The sequence below is a fragment of the Chryseobacterium sp. A321 genome (assembly GCF_054489265.1).
The window spans coordinates 2,086,501-2,110,532 of the sequence record NZ_JBTMWZ010000001.1; the positions used below are offsets into that span (position 1 = coordinate 2,086,501).

A 24,032-nucleotide genomic window follows, 5' to 3' on the forward strand; every position below is an offset into this window, starting at 1 on the left:
CTATGGGAACATAAAATCCAAAAAAGGAAATCATTTCGCGCCGCTTTCCTAGGGGATGTACTCTTTATAAATATGAAGGAGCCGTCTCAATACAATTTTGAGGCGGTTTTTTTATATGCTTAATTTTTAAGTAAATATTTTGTGGGTTTGTACTATTTGTAGCGATTGAGCAAAAAGAGGCTCTTGTTTAAGCTCCTTTCTTTCTTAAATTGTGCGCTAATGCATGCAATCCGAACTCTAATTCTGCTTTTTGTATTCCTATGTGTGTGAATCGATTGAAGTTTCTGTTGGATTTGATATGAGCAAATATAGGTTCCACATCCACACTACGCGAAATACAACGGCAATATATCCCAGATGGATTGGAACTCTAAGAGTGCGAGTCCCCTTCTAAGGCGCTACAGCTACCGCTACGATAATGGAGATAGGCTTTTGGGGAGTTATTACTCTAAACCCGGCTCCTCAGATCTAGCCTCAGGGGCTTACGATGAGCATCTCACCTACGATGTAAATGGGAATATTAAATCTCTTACCCGCTATGGAGAGAGGGATCAGTCGCCAGCCCAAAAGATCGATCAGCTGAGTTACACCTACTCGGGAAATGCCCTCGTTAAGGTGGTCGATCAAAGTGGAAGTCCTCTAGGCTATCCTTTAGGAGGAGCTACGATCTCCTACGATGCCAATGGCAATATGACAAGTCATAGTGACAAAGGCATCACTCAAATTAAATACAACCCTTTAAACCTTCCCACGAAAATCGTGGGAGACACCCTAACGACCTACACCTACTTAGCGGATGGTACGAAACTAAATAAGACCTACGGAACTAAAACCACTGAGTACCAGGGCGCGTTTCAATATGAGGGTTCTGCCACCGCTCCCCTCTTGCAGTTTAGTAAGACCGCAGAGGGGTATTACGATTTTGTAAAAAACGAGTATATTTACCAGTACGTGGATCACTTAGGAAACATTCGGGTGAGCTACTATAAAAACAGCGCAGGCGTTCCTACCCTTCTAGAAGAAAACAATTACTATCCCTTTGGGCTAAAGCACAAAGGATACAACTCGACCTCAAGTGCTACGCCCAGCTATCAGTATAAATACAACGGCAAAGAACTCCAGGAGACCGGAATGTATGATTATGGAGCGAGGATGTACATGCCGGATATTGGGAGATGGGGAGTGGTGGATCCGTTGGCGGAAGTTCAACCAAACAAGACACCGTACCATTTTGTAAGCAATAACCCTATCAACAGAATAGATCCAACAGGGATGCTTGACCACGAATTTGATAAAGACGGAAATAAGATTAGTGATTTAGGAGGAGATAAAATAGATTTTCATCATCAAGCAAATGGGGATACAAAAATCACTGATAAAGTAGGTGGAGCATCTAATATTATTACCGGAGGAGAAGCATTAATCAGAGGTTATACCCAACGAGATAATAATACAAGTTGGGGAACATTATTTAATGAATGGGATCAAGGAAAAGGAGCTGAAAAAAGTATGTTTGCTGACTTTGATAATACAAGTACAGGTGTTTTTGGTTCTTTTGACAATGCATTTTCAACCTATGGTGCAAAGGCAAGATCAGCGGTTCTTTCAGAGGGGAAATCTAAAGGCCCTGTAAGATTTGATTATGGAGATATAAATCCATTAACAGCAGGTTTTGATGGTTGGGAACAGTTTATTGGTCGTGCAAGTTGATCTTATTATAAGTTAGGCGATAAGGTTCTTTATATGATGAATGACAGTAAGTCAATGACTTCATTTATGTACCGAATGTCACCAAGTTGGGATCGTTCCGACTTCCGATTGAATGGCAATACTCATCAGACCTATATTTGGACTGAAACAATGGGCGAAGTCCAACAAAAAACACAGACAAGGCTAAACTGGAATCAGCGTATTCAACAGTCAAGGCAGGAGTATAAAAACACAGAGTCTCAACGTTTGCCTGCAATTAAATGGTAAAAATTATGAAAGCAATAGGAATATATTTTTTGATAGGCGTATTGTTTGCTTCGTGTAACTATACGGAAAAAGATTTAATCGGGGTTTATTCACCAGAAGATTACAAAAATACATTTGATACCATACAATTAAAAGAACATAATAAGTATCACAGAAAGGTTTACGACAAGAATAAAAAGCTTGTATTAGAAATGCAGGGAGAATGGAGCGTAAAAGAAGATGTAATAGAATTTAAGTCACCCTACTTCTTTAATTTAGATAGAGATTTAGTAGAGTTCCCCGAACTCTTACAAGATACTGTAAGTAATGGCTTAGGGTATGTTTGGAAAAAGAAAGGTAGACTTGAATTTTGTGTGGGTCATTTTGCAGTTGATTTGCCCGACAAAAATTGTTATCAAAAACTGAAATAACCAACGGTGGATCCGCTGGCGGAGAAAAGACCAGGTTGGACACCGTACAGATTTGGCTTTAATAACCCAATAAGCTACACCGACCCGGACGGTAGATGGGAATGGGGGTGGAGGAATAGCAATAAATGGAGTTCAGCACAGACCTACGTTTGCCGACAAAATGGGCTTTTCTGATGGTCCTATTGAGTATGTAGGAGGAGCAGGAGATCCATTGGGTATTTTTGAAGTTGGAGGAATGGCTCTTTCGTCATCTGATTGTAATCTTCCTCTACTTGTTGTAAAAGGACAAGAAGATGATGCGCTAAAGCTTCTAACGGCTGCAAAAGGAAGTCTTACAGGAACAAGGGGTGCATTGACTGAAGCAAAGTCTATGATTGGTTTACAGGCTTCAGAAACGTTACCTAAAGTTGGGACTGGAAAATTTGAAGCCCTCAAAGAGGAACTGGTTCTAAAGGATATAGACTTGATCCAGCCCATCCAAATGCGAAACCTGGTTCTGGTGAAGAGTTTCCGCACGTTAATTATTGGGATTACACAGGAGGAAAGAGAGGGAAAGGTGGAATTAGCGCTGCTATCCCAATAAAAAAATAATGTAATGGACGATTTTAAAAAAGATTTATTCAAAAAAGAATATAAAAAGGATTTTCCTTGCTATTTTGAATTAGAAAAAGAAGATTGCATAGAATTTAAAAAAAGAGTAATTGATAAATTTAGACTAAAAAAAGATAATTTTGAAAATAGTCTGAGAGATAATCATTTTTTTTTAGATGATGCAAATGCTGAAGATGATAATTTTGATTTTCTATCACTACTTAATAATTTGAATATTAAAAAAGAAGAATATTTATTTATAAATTGGAATTCATTTGAAAACATAGATAAATTTTCTCTAAATGACTTTTACAATTACTTTGAAGATATTTGGTTTCCTGCATCTGATGATATTGACATATTTAATGAAAATTTAGATTGGATTATATCAATTAGGCACGACGGAGTGATATATTACACTCAATTATAAAGTAAAAATCCTCACAATTGCGAGCCCCACTATACGTTAAAACAAGTTCTGATTATTTGACTATCAATATTCACGAAAATTATGCTACAGATAAAGACGGTAAGAAGTTGAAATAAAACACTATAGGCAAATATAAAAAACGCCAGGCTTACAGCTCGGCGTTTTTTATATTACATAATACTTTGCAGTTTTGTTTGTTTAAGGAACGAATCGAGCAGTTCCATTACCACGTTTTTTTTATCCTTGGCTAATTTTTGAATATCAAAAATTTTCTTCAATAAGTCTTTTTCCAAAGCCGTATCGCTATTGCCGTGGGGGACACCCTCACAACTTACACCTACTTAGCCGATGGCACCAAACTAAGAAAGACCTATGGAACTAAGACCACTGAGTACCAGGGCGCGTTTCAATATGAGGGTTCTGCTACGGCTCCACTCTTGCAGTTTAGTAAGACCGCAGAGGGGTATTACGATTTTGTAAAAAACGCGTATATTTACCAGTACGTGGATCACTTAGGAAACATTCGGGTGAGCTACTATAAAAACAGCGCAGGCGTTCTTACCCTTCTGGAAGAAAACAATTACTATCCCTTTGGGCTAAAGCACAAAGGATACAACTCGACCTCAAGTGCTACGACCAGCTATCAGTACAAGTACAACGGCAAAGAACTGCAAGAAACAGGGATGTATGATTATGGCGCGAGATTCTATATGCCGGATATTGGGAGATGGGGTGTTGTGGATCCGTTAGCGGAGAAGTATGTAGGGTGGTCACCTTATGTTTACGTGATGAATAATCCAATAAATGCAATAGACCCCGATGGAAGAAGAGTTTATTTTGTGGCAGGAGCAGGAAATGATTCCGATGGCTGGAATTATGCAAGTCGTTTTAAATCGATATGGACATCTTTAGGTATAAAAGATTTTAAGAGAGTCAATGCAAACCATGGTAAAATGGGAGATATTGGCTTTGTTAATAATTATAGAAATAAACAATCTTATTGGACACAAGGTGAATTTTCAGCTCCTAACCAACATTTTGCGACAAGTGATAAGCAATATCAGCAAGCTTTAAAAGGTATCATTAACGATTTAAGCAAGAATCCATTAAAAGACGGAGAACAACTTAATCTTACAGGTTATAGTTACGGAGCTGTTTTGCAAGAGCATCTTGCAATTGGATTAGCAGATAAAGGGTATAAAATTGACAATTTGATTTTGATAGGAAGTCCTACTTCTGATGGAAGTGATTTAATGACAAAACTGCAAGAGTATCAGGAAGCTGGTTAAATAGGTAATATTATCAGACATGATATGGAGGGTGATTTACTAAGTAATCCTAAATCGGAGGGGCAATTTATAAGAGGAGGAATACAAAATAGTTTTTTAGGAGATGGGGATAATGGTGCTCATTTTGATTTAGCACGACCTGGAAAGGCAGCAGATAAGAGAATAGAACAAGTAGGACGAAAATTACAAGAAAATGGGGTCAAATAAAATAGTATTTATTAGTATTGTAATTTCTTTTATCGAAGCTGTAATAATTAATTTAATACCATCTAAAAATTTTTTTGGAGCATATTATGTTGATATATACATAATAGTACCTTTGTTTTTAATACAGCTTTCTACATTATTATTTTATAAAAGGCATACTGTTTGGGCAAATATAATTAGTGTGTTAATTACTTTAATAATGACGTTTATCACATATAAATTTATAGTAAATAACTAAAAAAAATCCCGAGTTTTTAGCTTAAATTTACAATGCCGCTACATTTTGTTGAAGAAGTCTTTAAATTTCTTTTTAGTAAGCATTGTTTCAATCAATCCGAAAATAATAGATTTATCTTTTTCGTCAAGTTCGGCAATTAGTCGCACCTATTCGTTTGCGGTTTTATCTTCGAGGGTTATCTCGGTAGGTACTTCATTATCCATATGTACAATTTGGTCAATGGTAATGCCGTAAAATTTAGCCAGCTTATCCAACAACTCAACGGAAGCTTCAAGTTGTCTACAATATTAGGTTAAGATTTCACTTAAATATCAAATAGAAAACCATCTCAAAATCAAATTGAGACGGCTTCTCTACTTTTATTATGAAAACTTGAATTACATGTGAATCGCTATTTTAGAAGTTGCATCAAGTGCGGCTTCTTTAATGGCTTCTGCGTACGACGGGTGCGCATGGGACATTCTTGCGATGTCCTCCGCACTGGCTCTAAATTCCATTGCCGTGACCGCGGCGGCAATCATATCCGCAGCTCTAGCTCCGACCATATGAACGCCTAACACTTCGTCTGTCTTCTCGTCTGCAATGATTTTGATAAATCCATCAATATCTCCGGAAGCTCTACTTCTACCCAGTGCTCTCATTGGGAAGTTCCCTACTTTCACACTACGGCCTTCTTCTTGAAGTTGTTCTTGTGTTTTTCCAACTCCAGCTACTTCTGGCCAAGTATAAACTACTCCTGGAATTAAATTGTAGTCGATATGAGGCTTTTGTCCCGCCAATTGTTCCGCCACTAAGACTCCTTCTTCCGAAGCTTTATGGGCTAACATGGCCCCTTTGATTACATCTCCAATGGCATAAATATTTTGCACGTTGGTTTGAAGATGTTCGTTTACTTTTACTTTTCCGCGTTCGTCTAATTCTACGCCCGCTTTCTCAAGTCCAAGTCCGTCGGTGTAGGGTTTTCTACCTACGGCTACAAGGACATAATCTCCTTCGATGGTAATCTCTTCGTCTTTTTTGTTTTTTGCAGTAACCACCACGTTATCGCCCTTTCTTTCCACCGCTGAAACCGCAGTAGAAAGCATAAATTTCACTCCTTGCTTTTTAAGAACTTTTTGAAGTTCTTTTGAAAGGGAACCGTCCATTCCTGGAATGATTTTATCAAGGTATTCAACAACCGTTACTTCTGCTCCTAAACGCTTGTACACAGACCCGAGTTCAAGACCAATGACCCCTCCTCCAATAACCACAAGGTGCTTTGGAATTTCCTTTAGGCTTAACGCTTCTGTGGAAGTAATAATTCTCTCCTTGTCAAGAGTAACAAAAGGAAGAACTGAGGGTTTAGATCCTGTCGCAATAATGCTGTATTTCGTATCGATCACCTCAGAAGAACCGTCCTCTTTGGTTACTTTTACCTGAGTTGGGCTTTCAAAACTACCAACTCCTTGAAATACTGTGATTTTATTTTTGTCCATTAGGAATTCAATCCCTTTGGTGGTTTGTTCAACTACTTCATTTTTGCGGGCCACCATTCGTTCTAAGTCGGCTCTTGGAGAATCCACTAAAATTCCATGATTCGCAAAATTATGAGTCGCATTGTGGAAATGCTCTGAACTGTCTAATAAAGCTTTTGACGGAATACAACCGACGTTAAGACAAGTTCCCCCCATGGTTGGGTATTTTTCGATTATAGCAGTTTTAAATCCAAGTTGAGCAGCTCGTATAGCTGCAACGTATCCTCCAGGACCTGAACCGATTACGGTAACATCAAATTGACTCATTTTCTCTTTGTTAGAATTAAATATTCGTTTTCACAAAATTACAAAAATTTACGGCATCCCCTCGCATTTGAAGCAAGAACTTCTTAAAGAGCTTTTCTTTTTAAATCCGAGTGCAATTGACTTTGAAAATTGCTTCTATCCGCATTTGGAACTTCCGCAGCTCTTGCAGGTAAGACATCCTTCTTGGTACATAACCTCGGGCGATCCGCAATTCGTACACTTTTGTCCTTGTACCTCTGTTCCGTCTGGAATATATCTTTTTAAAGCGCGGGCTACGCCAGCTTTCCAGTTGTTAATCGACTCGAGGTTTAACTCCATTCGGTTTACAAGCTCTACCACACTCTCTAGAGGAAGTCCGTGTCTTAAGGTTCCAGAAATCAGTTTTGCATAGTTCCAGAATTCAGGATCAAATTTATGTGAAAGGCCTTCAATGGTCGTCTTATATCCTCGTAAGTTTTTGAATTGGAAATCGTAGCGGGAGGTGCCATTGTCATCTCGGTTCTTAATAATGACCCCTTCGTTCACCCAACGAGGCAATAGTATTCCTTCTTCGTCGTCTGCAAGACCCGTGAAAATCTCATAGGGTTTTCCGTCGATAAGACCGACAAAAGCGATCCATTTCTCCTTGTTGTTTTGAAAACGTACCACGTCAGCTTCTAGTGATACGGGGCGCTTGGTAGGGAATCCCGGTTTGAGCTCGCTTGTGGATTCTTTCGTTTCTTTTTTCTCTTCATTGGAGATCAGTACGCCCGAACGTGAACCGTCACGGTACACAGTGACTCCCTTGCATCCTTCTTCCCAAGCGGTTAAATAAAGCTCATTCACAAGCTCTTCGCTCGCTTCGTTCGGGATGTTAATCGTGACCGAAATCGAGTGATCGACCCATTTTTGAATTGCGCCTTGCATTTTTACTTTGCTCAACCAATCCACGTCATTAGATGTTGCCTTATAATAAGGAGATTTTTCAATCAATGCATTGAGTTCGTCTTGGGTGTAATTTACCTCCGTATCCATTCCATTCGCTAGCATCCAAGTCTTAAAATGATGGTGGAAAACCACGTATTCTTCCCAAGAATCGCCCACCTCATCCACAAAGTCCACGCGGACTTGTTTGTCGTTTGGATTTACTTTCCGGCGTCGTTTGTATACCGGCATGAAAACCGGCTCAATTCCTGAGCTCGTTTGACTCATTAGCGAGGTACTTCCCGTCGGTGCAATTGTAAGGAGCGCAATGTTTCGTCTCCCGTGTTTCACCATTTCCTTGTAAAGAGCCGGGTCTTCTTTTTTTATTCTGAGGATAAACGGATTGTTTTCTTCCCGCTTGGCATCGTACACTTCAAAGGCTCCTCTCTGCGCAGCCATTTCTACGGATGAACGGTAGGCTGCAATGGCTAAGGTCTTGTGAACTTCCACAGAAAATGCAACGGCCTCTTCACTGCCATAACGGAAACCAAGGGCTGCGAGCATATCTCCTTCCGCAGTTATTCCTACCCCAGTTCTTCTACCTTGAAGTGTTTTTTCTCGAATTTTGAACCAAAGAGATCTTTCGGTTCCTTTGATTTCTTCCGATTCCGGATCGGAATCAATTTTCGCAACAATTGCATCAATTTTTTCTACCTCCAAATCAATAATATCGTCCATCATACGCTGCGCGTAACGAACATGGGATTTAAACAAATCGAAATCAAATTTTGCCTCTTGGGTAAAAGGATTTTGAACGTAGGAATAAAGGTTTATTGCTAAAAGTCGGCAAGAATCGTAGGGGCACAGAGGAATCTCTCCACAGGGGTTCGTAGAAACCGTTTCAAACCCTAAATCGGCGTAGCTATCGGGCACCGATTCTTTTTGAATCGTATCCCAAAATAAGATGCCAGGTTCGGCAGACTTCCAAGCATTGTGTACGATTTTATTCCAAATCTCTTTGGCCTTTACGTCCTTTTTGACTTTGGGCTCTTTGCTATGGATAGGATAACTTTGTGTATAGTTGGAGTCCTCTTTTACCGCTTTCATAAAAGCATCGTCGATTCGGACGGATATATTCGCTCCTGTGATTTTTCCTTGTTCTAATTTCGCATCTATGAAATCTTCTGCGTCCGGGTGGTTAATCGATACAGAAAGCATCAGAGCACCTCTACGTCCGTCTTGCGCCACTTCTCTTGTCGAATTGGAATACCTTTCCATAAAAGGAACAAGTCCGGTGGAAGTTAAGGCTGAATTCTTCACAGCAGACCCTTTCGGACGAATGTACGAGAGGTCGTGCCCGACTCCGCCTCTTCTTTTCATTAGCTGCACCTGCTCTTCATCCACTTTCATAATACTTCCGTAAGAATCGCTGTTGCTTCCATTGCCAATCACAAAGCAATTCGACAAGGAGGCAATCTGAAAATGATTTCCAATCCCGGTCATGGGACTTCCTTGGGGAATAATGTATTTAAAATCTCGAATGAGTTCAAAGACTTCCTCTTTTGAGAGAGGATCTGGATATTTTGCTTCAATTCGCGCGATTTCGTCAGCAATCCTCCAGTGCATATCGTCGGGGGTAGACTCATAAAGATGTCCCTGAGAATCCTTTAATGCATACTTACTTACCCAAACACGCGTCGCGAGATCATCCCCTTTGAAGTACTCTAGGGTTTTAGATGTGGCGGAATCAAATGTAATAGGATTTGTTTTTTTGGTGGCGATTGAACTTTCCATGGATCTAAGTAATTTAATGAAATAAATGTACATTAATTCCTTTACACTACAAAAAGTTTACAAATATTTTTACCTATTTAACTGTAAAACAGATATATGTATTTTTACTAAATCACAAAAGTGTACAGAAATTTAAAGCGAAATCTATTTTGAATTCTCAGAAAAACAAAAAAGAGTGGCAAAATCTATGGATTATCAAAAAAAAGAACCTTCCCTCAAATTCCAAGTATAGAGTTAAGAATAAGAATTAATTTGCAATGTCAGAAATGAATTTAATTCTGAGCATACGAATCTCTTCGTCGCTTAAGTCTTCACCAAATTCTCCTGTCAAGACTTTCATACTATCACTATCGCTTTGTTTCATGAAATCCATGAATTCCTCCACAATGTCCTCGTCAATAAACTCCTCGAGGTAGTAATCAATATTTAACTTCGTGCCTTGATAGACGATTCTTTCCATTTCTTTTAGAAGGGCATCCATCGTTAGATGTTTTGCTCTAGCAATGTCCTCTAAGTCTAATTTCTTGTCCGTACTCTGGATGATAAAAACTTTGTGACTCGATTTGTTAGCCACCTGCTTTAGCACCATATCCTGCGTACGCTCAATTTGATTTGCATCCACGTACTTAGCGATAAACTCGGCAAATTCCTTTCCATACCGACGTGCTTTTCCTTCGCCCACCCCATAGATTTTTGAAATTTCCTCAGAGGTCACTGGATACTGAATGGTCATGTCTTCTAGGCTCGCATCCATAAAGACTGTATACGGAGGGATTTGATGCTTTTTCGCAACGGTCTTTCTAAGCTCCTTAAGCTGAGAAAAAAGGTTCTCATCCATACTGCCTGCAGCCAGTACATCGCTTTTGTCAGACTCCGTTCGAAGCTGCTCTAAATTATACTCCCGGTCTTGCGCAATCTTAAATTCAGGTTCAATTTCACCGGATAAAACACGAAGTGCCTTGCTTGAGAGTTTAAGAACTCCATAGGTTTCAATATCCTTGGTTAGATAATCCTGCACATTGGCCTGCCGAATGATCGATTTCCAGTAATTGTCAGAATGCGCCTTTCCAATTCCAAAAAAATTGGTTGTTTCTAATTTATAGGATTTGGTGACTGAGTTTTCTTTGCCCATAATCAGGCTAATTAAATCTCGCGACTTGAATTTTTCTCCCAATGTTTTTACAATCTCAAGTAATTTTTTCAAATCCGAGAAAGCATCCACCACAGGGGGAGGATTCACCGCGTTGTCATCCATTTTCGCCCCATCTCCGTGCACGGGATCAAACCGCTCGCCAAAATAATAAAGTAAGTACTGTCTACGGCTCATTGAGGTTTCCGCATAGCCGACCACTTCGTTTAAAAGCTGTAGTCCGATTTCTCGTTCTGAAACGGGTTTTTGCGCTAAAAATTTCTCTAGTTTTTCAATGTCTTTTGGATCGTAAAAAGCAAGACAGTAGCCCTCGCCTCCGTCTCGGCCTGCACGACCTGTTTCTTGGTAATAACTTTCAAGGGATTTTGGAAAATCATAATGAATAACGAAACGCACATCGGGCTTGTCAATACCCATTCCAAACGCAATGGTCGCCACTATCACATCACAATCTTCGGTTAGAAAACCGTCTTGGTTCGCGACTCTGGTTTTTTGATCCAGTCCGGCATGATAAGGTCTTGCGTTAATGCCATTGACTTGCAACAATTGCGCGAACTCCTCCACCTTTCTACGGCTAAGGCAGTAGACAATTCCTGATTTTCCTTTTCGAGCGTTTATAAATTTAACGATCTCTTTATCAATGTTGATTTTTGGGCGAACCTCGTAAAATAAATTGGCTCGGTTAAAACTCGATTTAAAGACTTTGGCATCGCTCATGCCAAGCGTTTTTTGAATATCATCTTGCACCTTCGGCGTAGCCGTTGCAGTAAGGGCGATAACGGGCACGTCTGCAATTTTATCAATAATTAATTTAAGGTTCCTATATTCCGGGCGAAAGTCATGCCCCCACTCGGAGATACAATGCGCCTCGTCAATCGCCACAAAAGAAATGGGCACCTCCTTTAAAAACTCCATATAATCCTCCTTAATAAGAGATTCAGGAGCCACATAAAGAAGTTTGGTCACGCCGCTTCTAATATCGCTAAACACTTGTGTGGTTTGTGTTTTGTTAAGGGAAGAATTAAGGACATGCGCTAACCCTTTTTGGGAAGAAAGTCCATTGACCGCATCGACCTGGTTCTTCATCAGTGCAATTAAGGGAGAAACGACAATTGCCGTCCCTGGAGAAATAAGTGCGGGAAGTTGATAACATAGTGACTTACCTCCGCCGGTAGGCATTAAAACGAAAACGTCTTGCCCATCCAAAAGCGTTTCAATAATCTCCTCTTGGTGTCCCTTAAAAGTAGAGAACCCAAAATATTTCTTCAATTCACGCGATAAATCCGTGTTTTTCGTCCCCATCTAATTTTGTTTGCTAAATTTGCACATTACCCAAAGTTACTAAATAATCCCTTAAAAGGCAATCTTATCTTGGGTAAATTATCTAAAACTACTTTAAGTTGAAAAATTCAGATCTAATCCTTTTGGCAAAACGCTCTATTGACATTGAAATCTCTGAACTTGAATTACTCAGTCAGCGAATCGATTCAAGTTTTGCAAAGGCCGCCCAACTCATCAACCAAGCGAGTGGAAAACTCATTATTGTCGGAATTGGAAAATCCGCCCATGTTGCAAATAAGATTGTAGCGACGCTAAACTCTACGGGAACCCCCTCGCAGTTTCTTCATGCAGCAGAGGCAATCCACGGAGATTTAGGACTCATCCAAAAGCAAGATGTGGTTTTGTGTATTTCAAATTCCGGAAATTCCCCGGAAATCGTCACCCTTCTTCCTTACTTAAAATCGTATTCTAGCAACTTAATTGCTATGACTGGGAATTTGGAGAGCAAACTGGCACAAAGCTCAGATGTGGTCCTTAATACGCATGTGGAAAAAGAGGCCTGCCCCATTAAACTAGCCCCTACCAGTTCCACTACCGTTCAAATGGCATTAGGAGACGCTCTTGCGGTCTGCCTTATGGAGCTAAATGGATTTAAGGAACAAGATTTTGCGAAATTTCATCCAGGCGGTAGCTTAGGCAAAAATTTAACCGCTACCGTGGAGCAGTTTTTATCTACTCAAAAACCACAAGTGGCCCCCAATGCAAACATACGAGAAGTCATCATTTCGATTAGTGCTTCCTCTCACGGGGTGACCGTCGTGATCGATCAAGAGAAAATCACAGGGGTTATTACCGACGGGGACTTAAGAAGAATGCTTTTGAATACCGAGGACATTTCCCAAATGCTTGCCCAAGACATTATGAGCGAAAACCCCAAGACCATCGACAAAAACGCGCTTGCAAAAGACGCAATGGCACTAATGAAAGACCGCAATATTGGTCAAATCATTGTGACCGATGAGAATACCTATTACGGAATTATTGATATCCATCGTCTTTTGGACGAAGGCATTCTGTAAACCTGCCCCTCAAACCCCTTTTGTTTCGCTAGGCGAATTGTAACTTATTGCGTATTTTCGCAACTTCAAAACCAAAATAAATCAAGCTTGTGGATCGCGAGAAAGACATGTCCTTAATTGGGCACATTGGAGAACTAAGAGGCCATTTAATTCGATGCATTATCGCCATTATCCTGTGTGGCTTTGTGGTAGGTTTTAACATCGAATGGATTATTGACCAGATTTTCTTTGGTCCAGTGAAAAATGACTTCCCTACGTTTCGTGCCATCAATTATCTTTCTCAAGAACTCGTAGGCACCAACGCAATTGAACTCCCAGCGGATTTCCCGGTAAGGGTGCAGAAGCTCTACCAACAGTTCAATGTCATGATGAGCGTGTCGGTTATTGGAGGGATTGTTCTTTCCTTCCCTTATCTTGTTTGGGAGCTTTGGAGATTTATTTCTCCCGCGCTTCATCCCAAAGAGCGAAAAAACTCTTCCCTGCTTATTAATTCAGTTTGGGTCCTTTTCCTTTTAGGAATTTTGTGTGGGTATTATCTGATCCTTCCGTTTGCAATTAATTTTGGTGCTGTTTTTAAAATATCGGAAATCATTGAACCTTTGTATGACCTATCGGATTACGCTGCCTTGTTCTTTCAGATTGTAGTCGGTATGGGAATTGTTTTTCTCTTTCCTATTATTGTTTATTTCTTGACTGCCATTGGTATTTTAACCCCTACCTTTCTTAAAACCTACCGTCGACATTCCCTCGTTGTGATTTTGGTCATTGCAGCCGTCATTACCCCTGCCGATGTGCTAAGCATGTCCATGGCTGCCCTACCTCTTTTAGTTCTTTACGAATTCAGCATTGGCATTTGCAAACGCACGTATAACAAAATGCAAAAACGAGCTCAAAAGGTCGTGTAGTTTTTAGAATCATAGCGGCATAAAACCACCTTACCCCTTAAAAAGGTCACCATTTTTTACTACTTTTGGGTCTTATAATTGAAGATATGAGAATCCTTACGTTTTTACTTTCTATTTCGTGCGCACTTTTGAGCGCACAAACATTTACCCGGCAAGATACCCTCAAAGGGTCCAATACGGAATACCGGGATTTTTGGGATGTCAAAAAATACGATATTGTTGTAAAGCCAACCTTTGAAACCCAAACCCTAGAAGGCCAAAACACCATCACTTTTGAAGTGACTGAAGATCGGAAAAATACGACCCTGCAAATTGATCTACAATCTCCAATGAACTATAAGATCCTTAAACACAACTTGGGGTTGATTTCCGAAAAAAGAGAAGGTGACTTTCTGTTTCTCACCCCAAAACTTCCCTTAAAAAAAGGACAACGATACGCCCTTACCATCGGGTACTCTGGCGCACCAAAAATCGCGAAGAAAGCACCTTGGGACGGAGGCTGGGTCTTCGCAAAAGACAAGAAAAACCGTCCTTTCATGAGCGTGGCTCAGGAAGGAGAAGGACCCTCTTTATGGTTGCCCCTTAAAGACCAATGGCTTGACGAACCTGATGAAGGCATGACCATGGAAATTGTAACTCCTAGCGACCTAGTGGGTGTTGGAAACGGACGCTTAGTTTCCAAAACTCAAAAGGGCGATTTTACAAGTTATATTTGGGAAGTAAAAAACCCAATCAATGGATACTCTATGGTACCAAGCATAGGCCATTACGTCCATTTTGGAGAATCTTATGAAGGAGAAAAAGGACCTCTGGATTTAGACTATTGGGTTTTGGATTATAACCTAGAAAAAGCCAAAAAGCAATTTGCGCAAGTAAAGCCGATGATGAAAGCCTTTGAATATTGGTTTGGTCCTTATCCTTTTTACGAGGACTCCTACAAACTAGTAGAAACTCCTTATTTAGGAATGGAACATCAAAGCAATGTCGCTTATGGCAACAACTATGAAAACGGATACCTAGGACGTGATCTTTCCCAAACCGGAGTAGGTCTCAAGTGGGATTTCATTATCATTCACGAGACCGGACACGAGTGGTTCGCCAACAACATTACAGCAAGCGAAAAAGCAGACATGTGGATTCAAGAAGCGTTTACTAGCTATTCGGAAACGCTTTTCACCGAAAACTATTTAGACCCAATTTCTGCCGACCGCTACCAAATCGGAACCCGAAGAGCCATTCAAAATGACAAACCCATCATTGGGCTTTATGGTGTGAATGTATCGGGAAGTGGCGATATGTATTACAAAGGAGCAAGTATGCTGCATACGATACGAGAAGCCGTAAACGACGATGCAAAATTCCGCCACATGCTTAGAGCTCTTAACAAAACCTTCTACCATCAGATGGTTAGCTCTGCACAAATTGAAAACGAGATGTCAAAACTATTAGATAGGGATCTCTCCTCAGTCTTTAATCAGTACTTACGCGGAGTGAAGGTCCCGAAATTAGAACTTTTACACAATCCAGACCAAGGAACTCTTGAGTTTCGATTTCAAAACACAGTTCCTAATTTCTCCTTGCCTATTCACTTAAATAAAAACCGGACGATTCACCCTACGGCTCTTTGGCAAAGTATCAAACTTTCAAAAGGTGAAACCTTTGAAGTGAGTCCAAACTATTACATCGAAGTAGACCTTAAAACTTCTTAAAAAGATAGGGTCTATTCCTTAAAAAAAGCATCGCACGAATCTTTCTCATGCGATGCTTTTTTTATTTCCCTTCTCTCTTTTTTTCCTTATTTAAGAGGAGAGAGTACATCGTACAAAGCCTGACTAATATTTCCACCTTGGTAGTTGTTCAAAATGACTGCAAAAACATAGGCTTTCCCATTTGAACTGCGGTGGTATCCCGCAAAAGACTTCGTGTTTTTCATCGTTCCACTTTTCATTTTCATCCCGTTGCCTTGCACCGGAAATCCATTGTAAAACGCATCGAACCACCCTTGTTTTTTACTCCACAAAAGCGCTTTTACTTCTGCCTCTGCAGACACATAATTCTGAGGGGACAACCCGCTTCCGTCTGCAAAATTGATCATCTTTGAATTAATTCCTTTGCCTTTCCAAAAATCCTTCATGTAGGCAATTCCGCCGTCGAATGAATCGGAATTTGTTTTTTCTTTGGCCATGGTTTTTACAAGAGCTTCCCCATAAAGGTTCACACTTTTTCTCATAAAATAGTAAACCACTTGCTCTAACGAAGGAGATCTATACTCTAGAAGTAGCGTTCCTTTGGGAACCCGCGCCTTTTCCCCCGATTCAATTCTCTCGAGAGACGAGGTTTTAACTTCTCCCTCCAGCTCAATTCCTGCTTTTTTAAGCCCTGCTTTTAACTCTAAACCTAATTGTAAAGGTGGGTTGGGAATAACCCCGGACACGGTCATGGATTTGTTGGGTAAGGTTCCATTCACATAAGCGACATTTGAAAAAGGAGCCGTAAACACAAGACTTTGATCCGAGCTCCCACCCGCTTTTAAATCGTTCACCCATTTTACTCCTTCTAAGTCCATATTGAATCCCCGGATTTCTTTTCCGGACGTTTTCATGTCAAATTGATTCTCTCGCCAATTAACACCAAATACACCGGCTCCATAATAGTTGCCTAAATCGTTCCAGGGCCAACCACCCGGTATGGTTTGAAAATCAAAATTGGAATCGTCGATCCACAGGTTTCCAGACACTTTTTTGATTCCCTTCTCTTTTAGCGCCGACACCACTGCCTTTTCAAAATCCTCGGGTTTATGGCCTGAATAACGCCAACTGCCAAGCGTGGGGTCTCCGTTGGAAAACACGTACAAGCTACCGTTTAAAACGTCGTTTGAAATTTGCCCCTCATAGGACAAAGTCGTTTTCCATTTAAAATCACTTCCAAGAGACTCTAGAGCAGCACCTGCAGTAAAAATCTTTTGAGTGGAGGCACTTGAAAGTCCCTTTCTACCCTGGTGTTCATAGAGTAAATTTCCATTTTCGTCTGCGACGTACAAGGATAGACTTGCCGAGTAAGCGGCAGAAGAATTTAAAAGAGATTGAACTTGCCTTTCTAAACGCTCAGCGGTTGACTGAGCAAAGGCGAAGGCACTGATAAAAACAAACAGTAGGGCACTATATTTCATATATAAAATTATAAATCTAAGCTTCCATCGAAGGGGGAAAACCCTATTTTCTCATTCGAAACGAAACAAAATCAGTTCCACAATTCGATTCTACGAAGATAAATTAGACTTTAAAAGTACAGAAATTAGTTAAATACTCCTGCACTATTTTGAACTATCCGCTAAATACAAAAGGAAAGAAAATGAGAATCTCGTTGCTTTGTATTCTACGAAACTAGCGTTATCTTTGCATTAGACTCCACTCCAAATGAACCTATTCGATTTAATTTTAGCTCCGGATCCAGGCGTAAGCCTTGAAGACATGCAATTGCAGAAAGATCAAAAAGAGGCCCTCGAGCAACTTTTGAAAGAACAAAAGTTTACCGAGCAACTGGCTCATTACGGACTTGAAATAAATAATAAAATTCTCTTCACAGGCCCTTCGGGTCTTGGAAAGACCATGGCTGCCAAAGCCATTGCCCATGCTCTTTCTCGTCCAATAATCATCCTAAATCTGAGCAATCTCGTGAGTCCACGCATCGGAGAAACAGCTCAAAATTTAAAACAAATCTTTGATAAAGCCTCACGAGACAAAGCGATTTTATTCCTGGATGAATTTGACCATATTGGAAAAGCTAGGTCTTTAGAGGATAAGGAAGTGGGCGAAATGCGACGGCTAGTAAACTCTCTGATTCAACTCATCGATTACTTTCCACAAAAAGCAATTCTAATTGCCGCTACCAATCATCCAGAGGTTGTCGACACGGCGATTTTAAGAAGGTTCCAAGTGCATATTTCCTTTCACATGCCCTCTAAGGAGCAATTGGACCGGTATTATGATCAGCTTCTCGAGAATTTTCCAAAAGAGCTCAGTCGAATCGATCGCCACTATGAAATCTCTTATGCAAAAGCAAAAGACCTGTGCCTAACGCAGGTAAAAAAGAATTTGATTTCAAAATTAGAATCTGAAGCTTAACGTCCAATCACAAATACGGTAGGAATCTTGTGAAGATCTGTCTTTTTCTTTCTCCACTCTGAGATTTTCAAAGTCTGAATGAATTCCTCGGTAGGATGCCCAATATTGGAGGCGACGCATAGCTTCTGCTGAGGAGAAAGTGTTTTGCATAGATCTTCTAGCATCGCATTGTTGCGGTAAGGAGTTTCCATAAAAATTTGACTGGTTCCTGTCTTAAGAACCGTTTGCTCAAGCTGCACAATCTTATGCCTACGTTCTGCTTTATCAATCGGCAAATACCCGCTAAAGGTAAACTGCTGACCGTTAAATCCACTTGCAATCAATGCCAAAATCATGGAAGAGGGACCATTGATAGGCACCACTTGAACCCCATTTTCATGGCACCAAGAAACCAGGATATTGCCGGGATCGGCAAGACAAGGAAGACCCGCTTCTGACAAAAGTCCGCAATCCGCTTCTTCTTTCAACCAACCAAGTCCTTCCCCTAACTCCTCCGTCTGGGTGTACTTGTTGAGAAGAATTAACTTAAGATCACTTTGTTTTTTTTCGGGACAAAAGAACTTAATTATACGACGAGCGGTTTTCTCATTCTCAACAAAATAGCAATCGATCTTTGCGATATACTCGGAGATCACCGGTGCAAAATGACTCTTCGGTGTAAGTTCGCTCAAGTAAGCAGGTAAAAGTATAAGCATATCGTTCTATTAATGGGTTCTTTTAAGTTCAGCGGCCAGCTCATCAAGTGCCTTGTCGAGCAAGTCATAAACTTCATCAAAACCTTCCTGCTCGCCAAAATAAGGGTCAGGTACCTCGCCCCTATTTTCAAGAAGCAATTGCACTTTACGCGTCTGTTCCTTAGTTTCAGCCAACTCAAGCGCATTCTCAAGGTTAGATCGGTCCATACAATAAATCCGATCGTACATATTCAAATGCTCCCTTTTAAAGCCTTGTGCTCGATGCATAGAAAGATCTAGACCTCTGTTTTTTGCCGTTTGAATCATACGACTGTCTGCCGAATTTCCCTGGTGCATAAAACTAGTTCCCGCACTAGCTACCTCAAAATTGCTGGGCAATTTGGATCGTAATAAGCCCTCCGCAAGAGGACTTCTGCAAATATTGCCAAGGCAAAGCATTAGAATTTTCATGGTCTTTTAAAATCAGAATTAGAAGCGAATTTAAAAAAAAAATGAAGAACGCTGGATCCTTCATTTTAATTTGTAGTCTCGTCGGAGAATCTATTTTTTAATCTTCTCAGAGAGCTCCTTTACATATTTTTTAATTTCTTTGTCTATTTTGGAGGTATCCTTGATGGTTTCACAAGCGTACATTACAGTAGAGTGATCCTTTCCACCCATTTCTTCCCCGATTTTAGAAAATGTATTTGAAGTAAGTTCCTTAGAGAAGTACATCGCCAATTGTCTTGGAAGTGCGATGTCCCTTTTTCTAGACTTAGAAAGCAGCTGCTCACGATTTATTCCAAAATACTCGCACACCACTTCTTGAATGTAAGGAATGTTAATTACTTTCTTCTGAGTAGAGGCAATCTTATTGATGGTATCTTTTAAAAGCTCTAGACTTAAATCGGATTTGTAAATCGTGGAATAGGCAATCACAGAATTGATTACTCCAATTAATTCTCTTACGTTTGATTTCACCTCGCCCGCAAGGTAATTCACCATATCATCCGTTAGGACAATTCCATCTCGACTTAATTTGTCAACGATAATCTTTCGTCTCGTCTCAAAATCAGGAGATTTAATTTCTGCAGAAAGTCCCCATTTAAAACGCGAAACAATTCGCTCTTGAATATCTTGGATATCCACAGGCGCTTTGTCTGAGGTTAAGATAATTTGCTTTCCGTTTTGGTGCAGATAATCGAAAATATGGAAGAAGCTATCCTGTGTCGCTGCTTTTCCAGAAAGAAACTGAATATCGTCAATGATCAGCACGTCCACCATTTGGTAGTAGTTCTGAAACTCCGTTTTGTTCTGGGCCTTTGCCGCAGATACAAATTGTTGAATGAATTTTTCAGAGGAGAGATACAAAACGACCTTATCTGAAAAATTCTGTTTCACTTCCAGTCCAACCGCATGGGCTACGTGAGTCTTCCCTACACCTACACCACCATGCAAAAACAAAGGGTTAAATGCAGTACCCCCAGGACGTTTCGCGATGGATTTCGCTACGGTGGATGCGAATTTATTGCTCTCACCCTCCACAAAGTTATCAAAGGACAGATGAGGAATCAGATTTGAATCAATGTTTATTTTTTGAATTCCTGGAGCCACTCGAGGATTAATCAAGTTCGAAGACTTAGGCATGGCCTGTTGAATCTTCGGGGCCGGAACGGAATTCCCTTTTACATTTTGTACGATGGGCTTTTCTTTACCAGAAGGCTTGTTCTCCATGACAGAATACCAAAGCTTCACACCTTTTCCAATATTCTTTCTTAAAGCGGCCGACAAAAGGGAGAGATAGGTATCCTCGATGTATTCTTTGTAAAAATCACTTGGAACCAAAAGAGTTAAATTGTGGTTCACTAACGAAAGTGGCTCCACTTTATCAAACAAAAGATCAAACGATCTTTCCAACTTCTTCAGATCATCATTATCCTCTGCTGCATTAAGATTGTCCCGCATGAATTGCAGACACTTTTCCCATATCAATGATAAATCTTGATCCATAAATTAAACAAAAAATCGAAGTGAAAGTATATATTTGACTACTCAAAAGTAGAAAACAAAGATGACAAAAAATATTGTCATAAAAAAACTTTATCAAACTTGATTATTAAGAAATATATTTGTATGTTTCTTTCTCATAGAAAATTATGATACACACAATCCATTCACATCGTGTTCGTTACGGCGAAACAGACCCTATGAAATACGTCTACTACGGCAACTACGCGCAGTACCTCGAAGCCGCCCGAGTAGAGCAGTTACGATCCATCGGAATTTCATACGATGAACTTGAAAACCAAGGAATTTGGCTGCCTGTTTCCGAGTATAAGATGAAGTATTTAAAGGCTGCTTTGTATGACCAAGTTTTGGACATTCATACCTATTTGAAAAAAAAACCAGGGGTAAGAATGCATTTTGAATATGAAATTTATAATGAGCAGAAGGAACTTATTTCACTCGCCGAGGTAACTTTGTATTTTTTTGACGCCAAAACAAAGAAAATAACCCGCTGCCCTGAATTCTTATCTGAATTAATTGAAAAAAATTGGAAAGAAGACTAACTTTGGACTTCGAACTTAAAATACTTTTACTTTATGAATATACTTCTTGCCTCCACCTCCACTCTTTATGAAGGAAGCTATTTGGATTACTTAACAGAAGAGATAAAACTTTTATTCCATGGAATAGACGAGATTTTATTTATTCCTTTTGCTCGTCCCTCTGGAATCTCTCACGAGGAGTATACGAAAAAGGCAAGACTCTTTTTTGAAGCTCTGGGTATTTCCATCAAAGGACTGCATGAGTTTGAAGACCAGAAAGCAGCCATTGAATCCGCAAAAGGGTATTTCACAGGGGGAGGCAACACCTTCCTTCTTGTTAAAACTCTGCATGAAAACAATTTAATGGAGGTTTTGAAAGAGAACATCCTAAAACAAAAGCCATATCTAGGCACAAGTGCCGGGAGTAACATTGGAGGTCTTAACATGAGAACTACCAATGACATGCCGATCGTGCAGCCCTCTAGTTTCGAGTGTCTTGGTCTGGTCCCTTTCAATCTAAACCCACATTACTTAGATCCGGACCCCACCCTCAAACATAACGGCGAAACGAGAGAAACCAGAATTCTTGAGTTTCTAACGCAGAATGATACAAAAGTGGTTGGACTTCGGGAAGGAAATTGGATTCGAAAGAGGGGCGAGAAAATCTCCATTGGAGGAAGCCAATCGACTCGAATATTTGAAGTGGGCAAAGCCCCAGTCGAAGTACCACCGGGTACCGTACTTTAAAGATCCTATAGAAGGGGCTCGATTTCTGCTTCTTTTAATAACTGCGTAATTTTCGCTTAACACATGCAAATCCAATTCCTCGATTTCTAGGTAGCTCTTGTGGTCTTGGACGGTACTGTACTGGAATGCACCTCTACATGGAAGCACGGGATTACCACGTTTTCAACGCAGAGTTACTAAAAGGAAAGCGTACTCGGGTTTCCTACAAGAAAATACAGCATTGCAAAACGGATGCATACAAGGTCGTCTGCATGCTCTACCACAAAAACGAAGGGTTAATTAAAATTAAGGGTCTTTATTAAAACCTGATTCTTACTCCGGCTTTTCATTTTCTACCTGTGTGATTTTAAATCTTCTCGAGTAAATCATCGCGGCCACTCCTATTAAGATAAAAGGTATGGACAAGACTTGCCCTGTATTTAATCCCGCAATACTAATAAACTCATCGCCTTGCGGTTCTTTAAGGTATTCAACAAGGAAACGAATGGACCATAGGACCGTGAAAAACACACCGAAAAGAAAGCCCTGTTGGTACTTCTTAGCCGTATATCGATACAGTACCCACATAAGAATAAAGAGCAAGAAATAACCTCCTGCTTCAATGAGCTGAGTCGGATAGCGTGGAACGGTAGCTCCATATTCACTGCTCATTTGAGGAAACAAAATTGCAAAAGGAGAACTTGGGTCTACGGGTTTTCCAATAATTTCAGAATTGAAAAAGTTTCCAATTCGAACAAAGGTTCCGCCTAAAGCCACCACGATTCCGATCCGGTCGTACACCCATAGCGGATTTTTCTTGATGATCTTCAATGAATAATACAGGGTCGTTAGGATTAACGCGATGGCAGCACCGTGGCTTGCGAGCCCAGCAAATCCAGTGAATTTTATTTCTGGCTTGGTTTGAATGGGTAAAAATACACTCCAAAAATCCTGCTTGAAGAGTTCAGGTTGATAAAAAATAACGTGACCAAGCCTTGCGCCTAAAATGGTTCCAATTAAAGTCCACGTAAATAAGGGCTCCAAATACTTTTGGTTTACATTGTCAATTTTGAACATGCGTCCCATGACCACATACCCAAGCCCAAAGGCTAACACAAACATCAGACTATAGTAGTGAAGTGAAATTGGCCCTAAATGAATGGCTGTGGAGGGATTCCATATCTTATATTCCGTTTCTAATTTCACCTTTTTTTCAGGTGTAATTACGTCTGCAACCGATCTTGGTTTGTATAGGTAGCTCCAATTCTCAGGCGAAACCAAAGATTCTGAAGAAATAGGTCGCCATTCTTTATCTAAAATTTGAAAACCGGAATTGCGGTACCCTTCAAAAACGCCAGACTGTGCGTAGGAATTGACCACAGAATTTAAAATGACTAGGGCAGAGGAATCTGTATTATTCTCGGGAAAATTAACAAACGCCTGAATATCTGTAGTGGAAAACACTTTGACAGGTAGGTCTTTTCCGTCCACTTTTAAATTCGCATCGGAGAGTCCGTTGGGATAAGACTGCGCTGTTAATTGCGGACTAAAAGCCACAACCATTAATATAAAAAAATGAAAAAATACAGATTTCATAGCAACTATTTTCAAATTATAGCTAAGTTTTTAGCCTTTATTTTTTTTAGGTGGTACAGGATCATATCCCTGCCCTCCCCAAGGATGACAACTTAAAATTCGCTTAGTCCCCAAATAGAGACCGTAAAACAACCCGTGCACTTTCAAGGCTTCTAGCATATACTGCGAACAGGTCGGATGGTACCGACAGTTGCTCCCCAACCAGGGGGATATAGCAAGTTGATAGAAGCGTATTAAACCCACAAGGGGCAAGATCGCAAGGTATTTTATTTTTGAATCCAAGTCCTTGCAAAAATAGCAGAATAATTTTAAATTAAAGATTGCAAAA

23 protein-coding genes are annotated in these 24,032 nt (G+C 40.2%); 13 read left to right on the forward strand and 10 right to left on the reverse strand.

The features are described from left to right. Positions 1-187 precede the first annotated feature (187 nt). Positions 188-325, reverse strand: a complete 138-nt coding sequence (locus ACX3PZ_RS09760) for a transposase (protein ID WP_459112666.1) — start codon at positions 323-325, stop codon at positions 188-190. A 32-nt stretch (positions 326-357) separates the two neighbouring features. Between ACX3PZ_RS09760 and ACX3PZ_RS09765 the strand changes: the two genes are divergently transcribed. The 7 genes from ACX3PZ_RS09765 (at position 358) to ACX3PZ_RS09795 (ending at position 4,904) form a co-directional block, all read left to right on the forward strand. Further along, positions 358-1,710, forward strand: a complete 1,353-nt coding sequence (locus ACX3PZ_RS09765; protein WP_459112667.1) for an RHS repeat domain-containing protein — start codon at positions 358-360, stop codon at positions 1,708-1,710. Positions 1,711-1,764: 54 nt separating this feature from the next. Beyond that, positions 1,765-1,977 carry a hypothetical protein gene (locus ACX3PZ_RS09770; RefSeq protein ID WP_459112668.1) on the forward strand — a complete coding sequence of 71 codons (213 nt, stop codon included), beginning with the start codon at positions 1,765-1,767 and terminating at the stop codon, positions 1,975-1,977. A gap of 5 nt (positions 1,978-1,982) precedes the next feature. Then, complete coding sequence (locus ACX3PZ_RS09775; protein WP_459112669.1) at positions 1,983-2,387, forward strand: hypothetical protein; 405 nt, start codon at positions 1,983-1,985, stop codon at positions 2,385-2,387. Positions 2,388-2,547: 160 nt separating this feature from the next. Continuing rightward, positions 2,548-2,970: a hypothetical protein gene (locus ACX3PZ_RS09780; RefSeq protein WP_459112670.1), complete on the forward strand. Its 423-nt coding sequence runs from the start codon at positions 2,548-2,550 to the stop codon at positions 2,968-2,970. Positions 2,971-2,982: 12 nt separating this feature from the next. After that, complete coding sequence (locus tag ACX3PZ_RS09785; RefSeq protein ID WP_459112671.1) at positions 2,983-3,408, forward strand: hypothetical protein; 426 nt, start codon at positions 2,983-2,985, stop codon at positions 3,406-3,408. A 311-nt stretch (positions 3,409-3,719) separates the two neighbouring features. Next, positions 3,720-4,697, forward strand: coding sequence for an RHS repeat-associated core domain-containing protein (locus ACX3PZ_RS09790; protein ID WP_459112672.1), 978 nt, complete (start codon positions 3,720-3,722; stop codon positions 4,695-4,697). A 24-nt stretch (positions 4,698-4,721) separates the two neighbouring features. After that, entirely contained in the window at positions 4,722-4,904 is a 183-nt protein-coding gene (locus ACX3PZ_RS09795; protein WP_459112673.1) for a hypothetical protein, read from the forward strand. A gap of 615 nt (positions 4,905-5,519) precedes the next feature. On the opposite strand, the gene lpdA is transcribed toward ACX3PZ_RS09795, so the two are convergent. The 3 genes from lpdA to recQ all read right to left on the reverse strand — a co-directional run bounded on the left by lpdA (position 5,520) and on the right by recQ (position 12,072). Next, positions 5,520-6,923 (reverse strand): dihydrolipoyl dehydrogenase, encoded by a 1,404-nt coding sequence (lpdA, locus tag ACX3PZ_RS09800; protein WP_459112674.1) that lies wholly within the window; start codon positions 6,921-6,923, stop codon positions 5,520-5,522. Between the two features lie 135 nt (positions 6,924-7,058). Further along, complete coding sequence (locus ACX3PZ_RS09805; RefSeq protein WP_459112675.1) at positions 7,059-9,620, reverse strand: adenosylcobalamin-dependent ribonucleoside-diphosphate reductase; 2,562 nt, start codon at positions 9,618-9,620, stop codon at positions 7,059-7,061. A gap of 247 nt (positions 9,621-9,867) precedes the next feature. After that, positions 9,868-12,072 (reverse strand): DNA helicase RecQ, encoded by a 2,205-nt coding sequence (recQ, locus tag ACX3PZ_RS09810; RefSeq protein ID WP_459112676.1) that lies wholly within the window; start codon positions 12,070-12,072, stop codon positions 9,868-9,870. Between the two features lie 98 nt (positions 12,073-12,170). Between recQ and ACX3PZ_RS09815 the strand changes: the two genes are divergently transcribed. The 3 genes from ACX3PZ_RS09815 (at position 12,171) to ACX3PZ_RS09825 (ending at position 15,744) form a co-directional block, all read left to right on the forward strand. Continuing rightward, a complete protein-coding gene (locus tag ACX3PZ_RS09815) occupies positions 12,171-13,130 on the forward strand; it encodes a KpsF/GutQ family sugar-phosphate isomerase (protein WP_459084246.1) in 960 nt (319 codons plus the stop codon). Between the two features lie 89 nt (positions 13,131-13,219). After that, positions 13,220-14,035 carry a twin-arginine translocase subunit TatC gene (gene tatC / locus ACX3PZ_RS09820; RefSeq protein WP_459084247.1) on the forward strand — a complete coding sequence of 272 codons (816 nt, stop codon included), beginning with the start codon at positions 13,220-13,222 and terminating at the stop codon, positions 14,033-14,035. 86 nt (positions 14,036-14,121) lie between these two features. After that, a complete protein-coding gene (locus tag ACX3PZ_RS09825) occupies positions 14,122-15,744 on the forward strand; it encodes a M1 family metallopeptidase (protein WP_459112677.1) in 1,623 nt (540 codons plus the stop codon). 86 nt (positions 15,745-15,830) lie between these two features. Here the strand turns inward: ACX3PZ_RS09825 and dacB are convergent, their stop codons facing one another. Beyond that, positions 15,831-17,204, reverse strand: coding sequence for a D-alanyl-D-alanine carboxypeptidase/D-alanyl-D-alanine endopeptidase (gene dacB, locus ACX3PZ_RS09830; protein WP_459084249.1), 1,374 nt, complete (start codon positions 17,202-17,204; stop codon positions 15,831-15,833). 247 nt (positions 17,205-17,451) lie between these two features. On the opposite strand from dacB, the gene ACX3PZ_RS09835 reads away from it, so the two are divergent. After that, entirely contained in the window at positions 17,452-18,159 is a 708-nt protein-coding gene (locus tag ACX3PZ_RS09835) for an AAA family ATPase (RefSeq protein WP_459084250.1), read from the forward strand. Here ACX3PZ_RS09835 and ACX3PZ_RS09840 read toward each other — a convergent pair. The 3 genes from ACX3PZ_RS09840 to dnaA all read right to left on the reverse strand — a co-directional run bounded on the left by ACX3PZ_RS09840 (position 18,156) and on the right by dnaA (position 20,843). Then, positions 18,156-18,854, reverse strand: a complete 699-nt coding sequence (locus ACX3PZ_RS09840) for an SAM-dependent methyltransferase (RefSeq protein WP_459084251.1) — start codon at positions 18,852-18,854, stop codon at positions 18,156-18,158. The two genes, ACX3PZ_RS09835 and ACX3PZ_RS09840, sit on opposite strands and share 4 nt — an antisense overlap. 9 nt (positions 18,855-18,863) lie before the next feature. After that, positions 18,864-19,304 carry a low molecular weight protein-tyrosine-phosphatase gene (locus ACX3PZ_RS09845; RefSeq protein WP_459084253.1) on the reverse strand — a complete coding sequence of 147 codons (441 nt, stop codon included), beginning with the start codon at positions 19,302-19,304 and terminating at the stop codon, positions 18,864-18,866. Between the two features lie 90 nt (positions 19,305-19,394). Continuing rightward, entirely contained in the window at positions 19,395-20,843 is a 1,449-nt protein-coding gene (gene dnaA, locus ACX3PZ_RS09850) for a chromosomal replication initiator protein DnaA (RefSeq protein WP_459084255.1), read from the reverse strand. Positions 20,844-20,989: 146 nt separating this feature from the next. Here dnaA and ACX3PZ_RS09855 point away from each other — a divergent pair, with 146 nt between their 5' ends. Next, positions 20,990-21,403, forward strand: coding sequence for an acyl-CoA thioesterase (locus ACX3PZ_RS09855; RefSeq protein WP_459084256.1), 414 nt, complete (start codon positions 20,990-20,992; stop codon positions 21,401-21,403). A gap of 33 nt (positions 21,404-21,436) precedes the next feature. After that, a complete protein-coding gene (pepE, locus tag ACX3PZ_RS09860) occupies positions 21,437-22,129 on the forward strand; it encodes a dipeptidase PepE (RefSeq protein WP_459084257.1) in 693 nt (230 codons plus the stop codon). A 312-nt stretch (positions 22,130-22,441) separates the two neighbouring features. Here pepE and lgt read toward each other — a convergent pair whose 3' ends face one another. Further along, on the reverse strand, positions 22,442-23,314 hold the full coding sequence (gene lgt / locus ACX3PZ_RS09865) for a prolipoprotein diacylglyceryl transferase (protein ID WP_459112756.1): 873 nt from the start codon (positions 23,312-23,314) through the stop codon (positions 22,442-22,444). A 420-nt stretch (positions 23,315-23,734) separates the two neighbouring features. After that, positions 23,735-23,974, reverse strand: a complete 240-nt coding sequence (yidD, locus tag ACX3PZ_RS09870) for a membrane protein insertion efficiency factor YidD (protein ID WP_459084405.1) — start codon at positions 23,972-23,974, stop codon at positions 23,735-23,737. Positions 23,975-24,032: the final 58 nt, after the last annotated feature.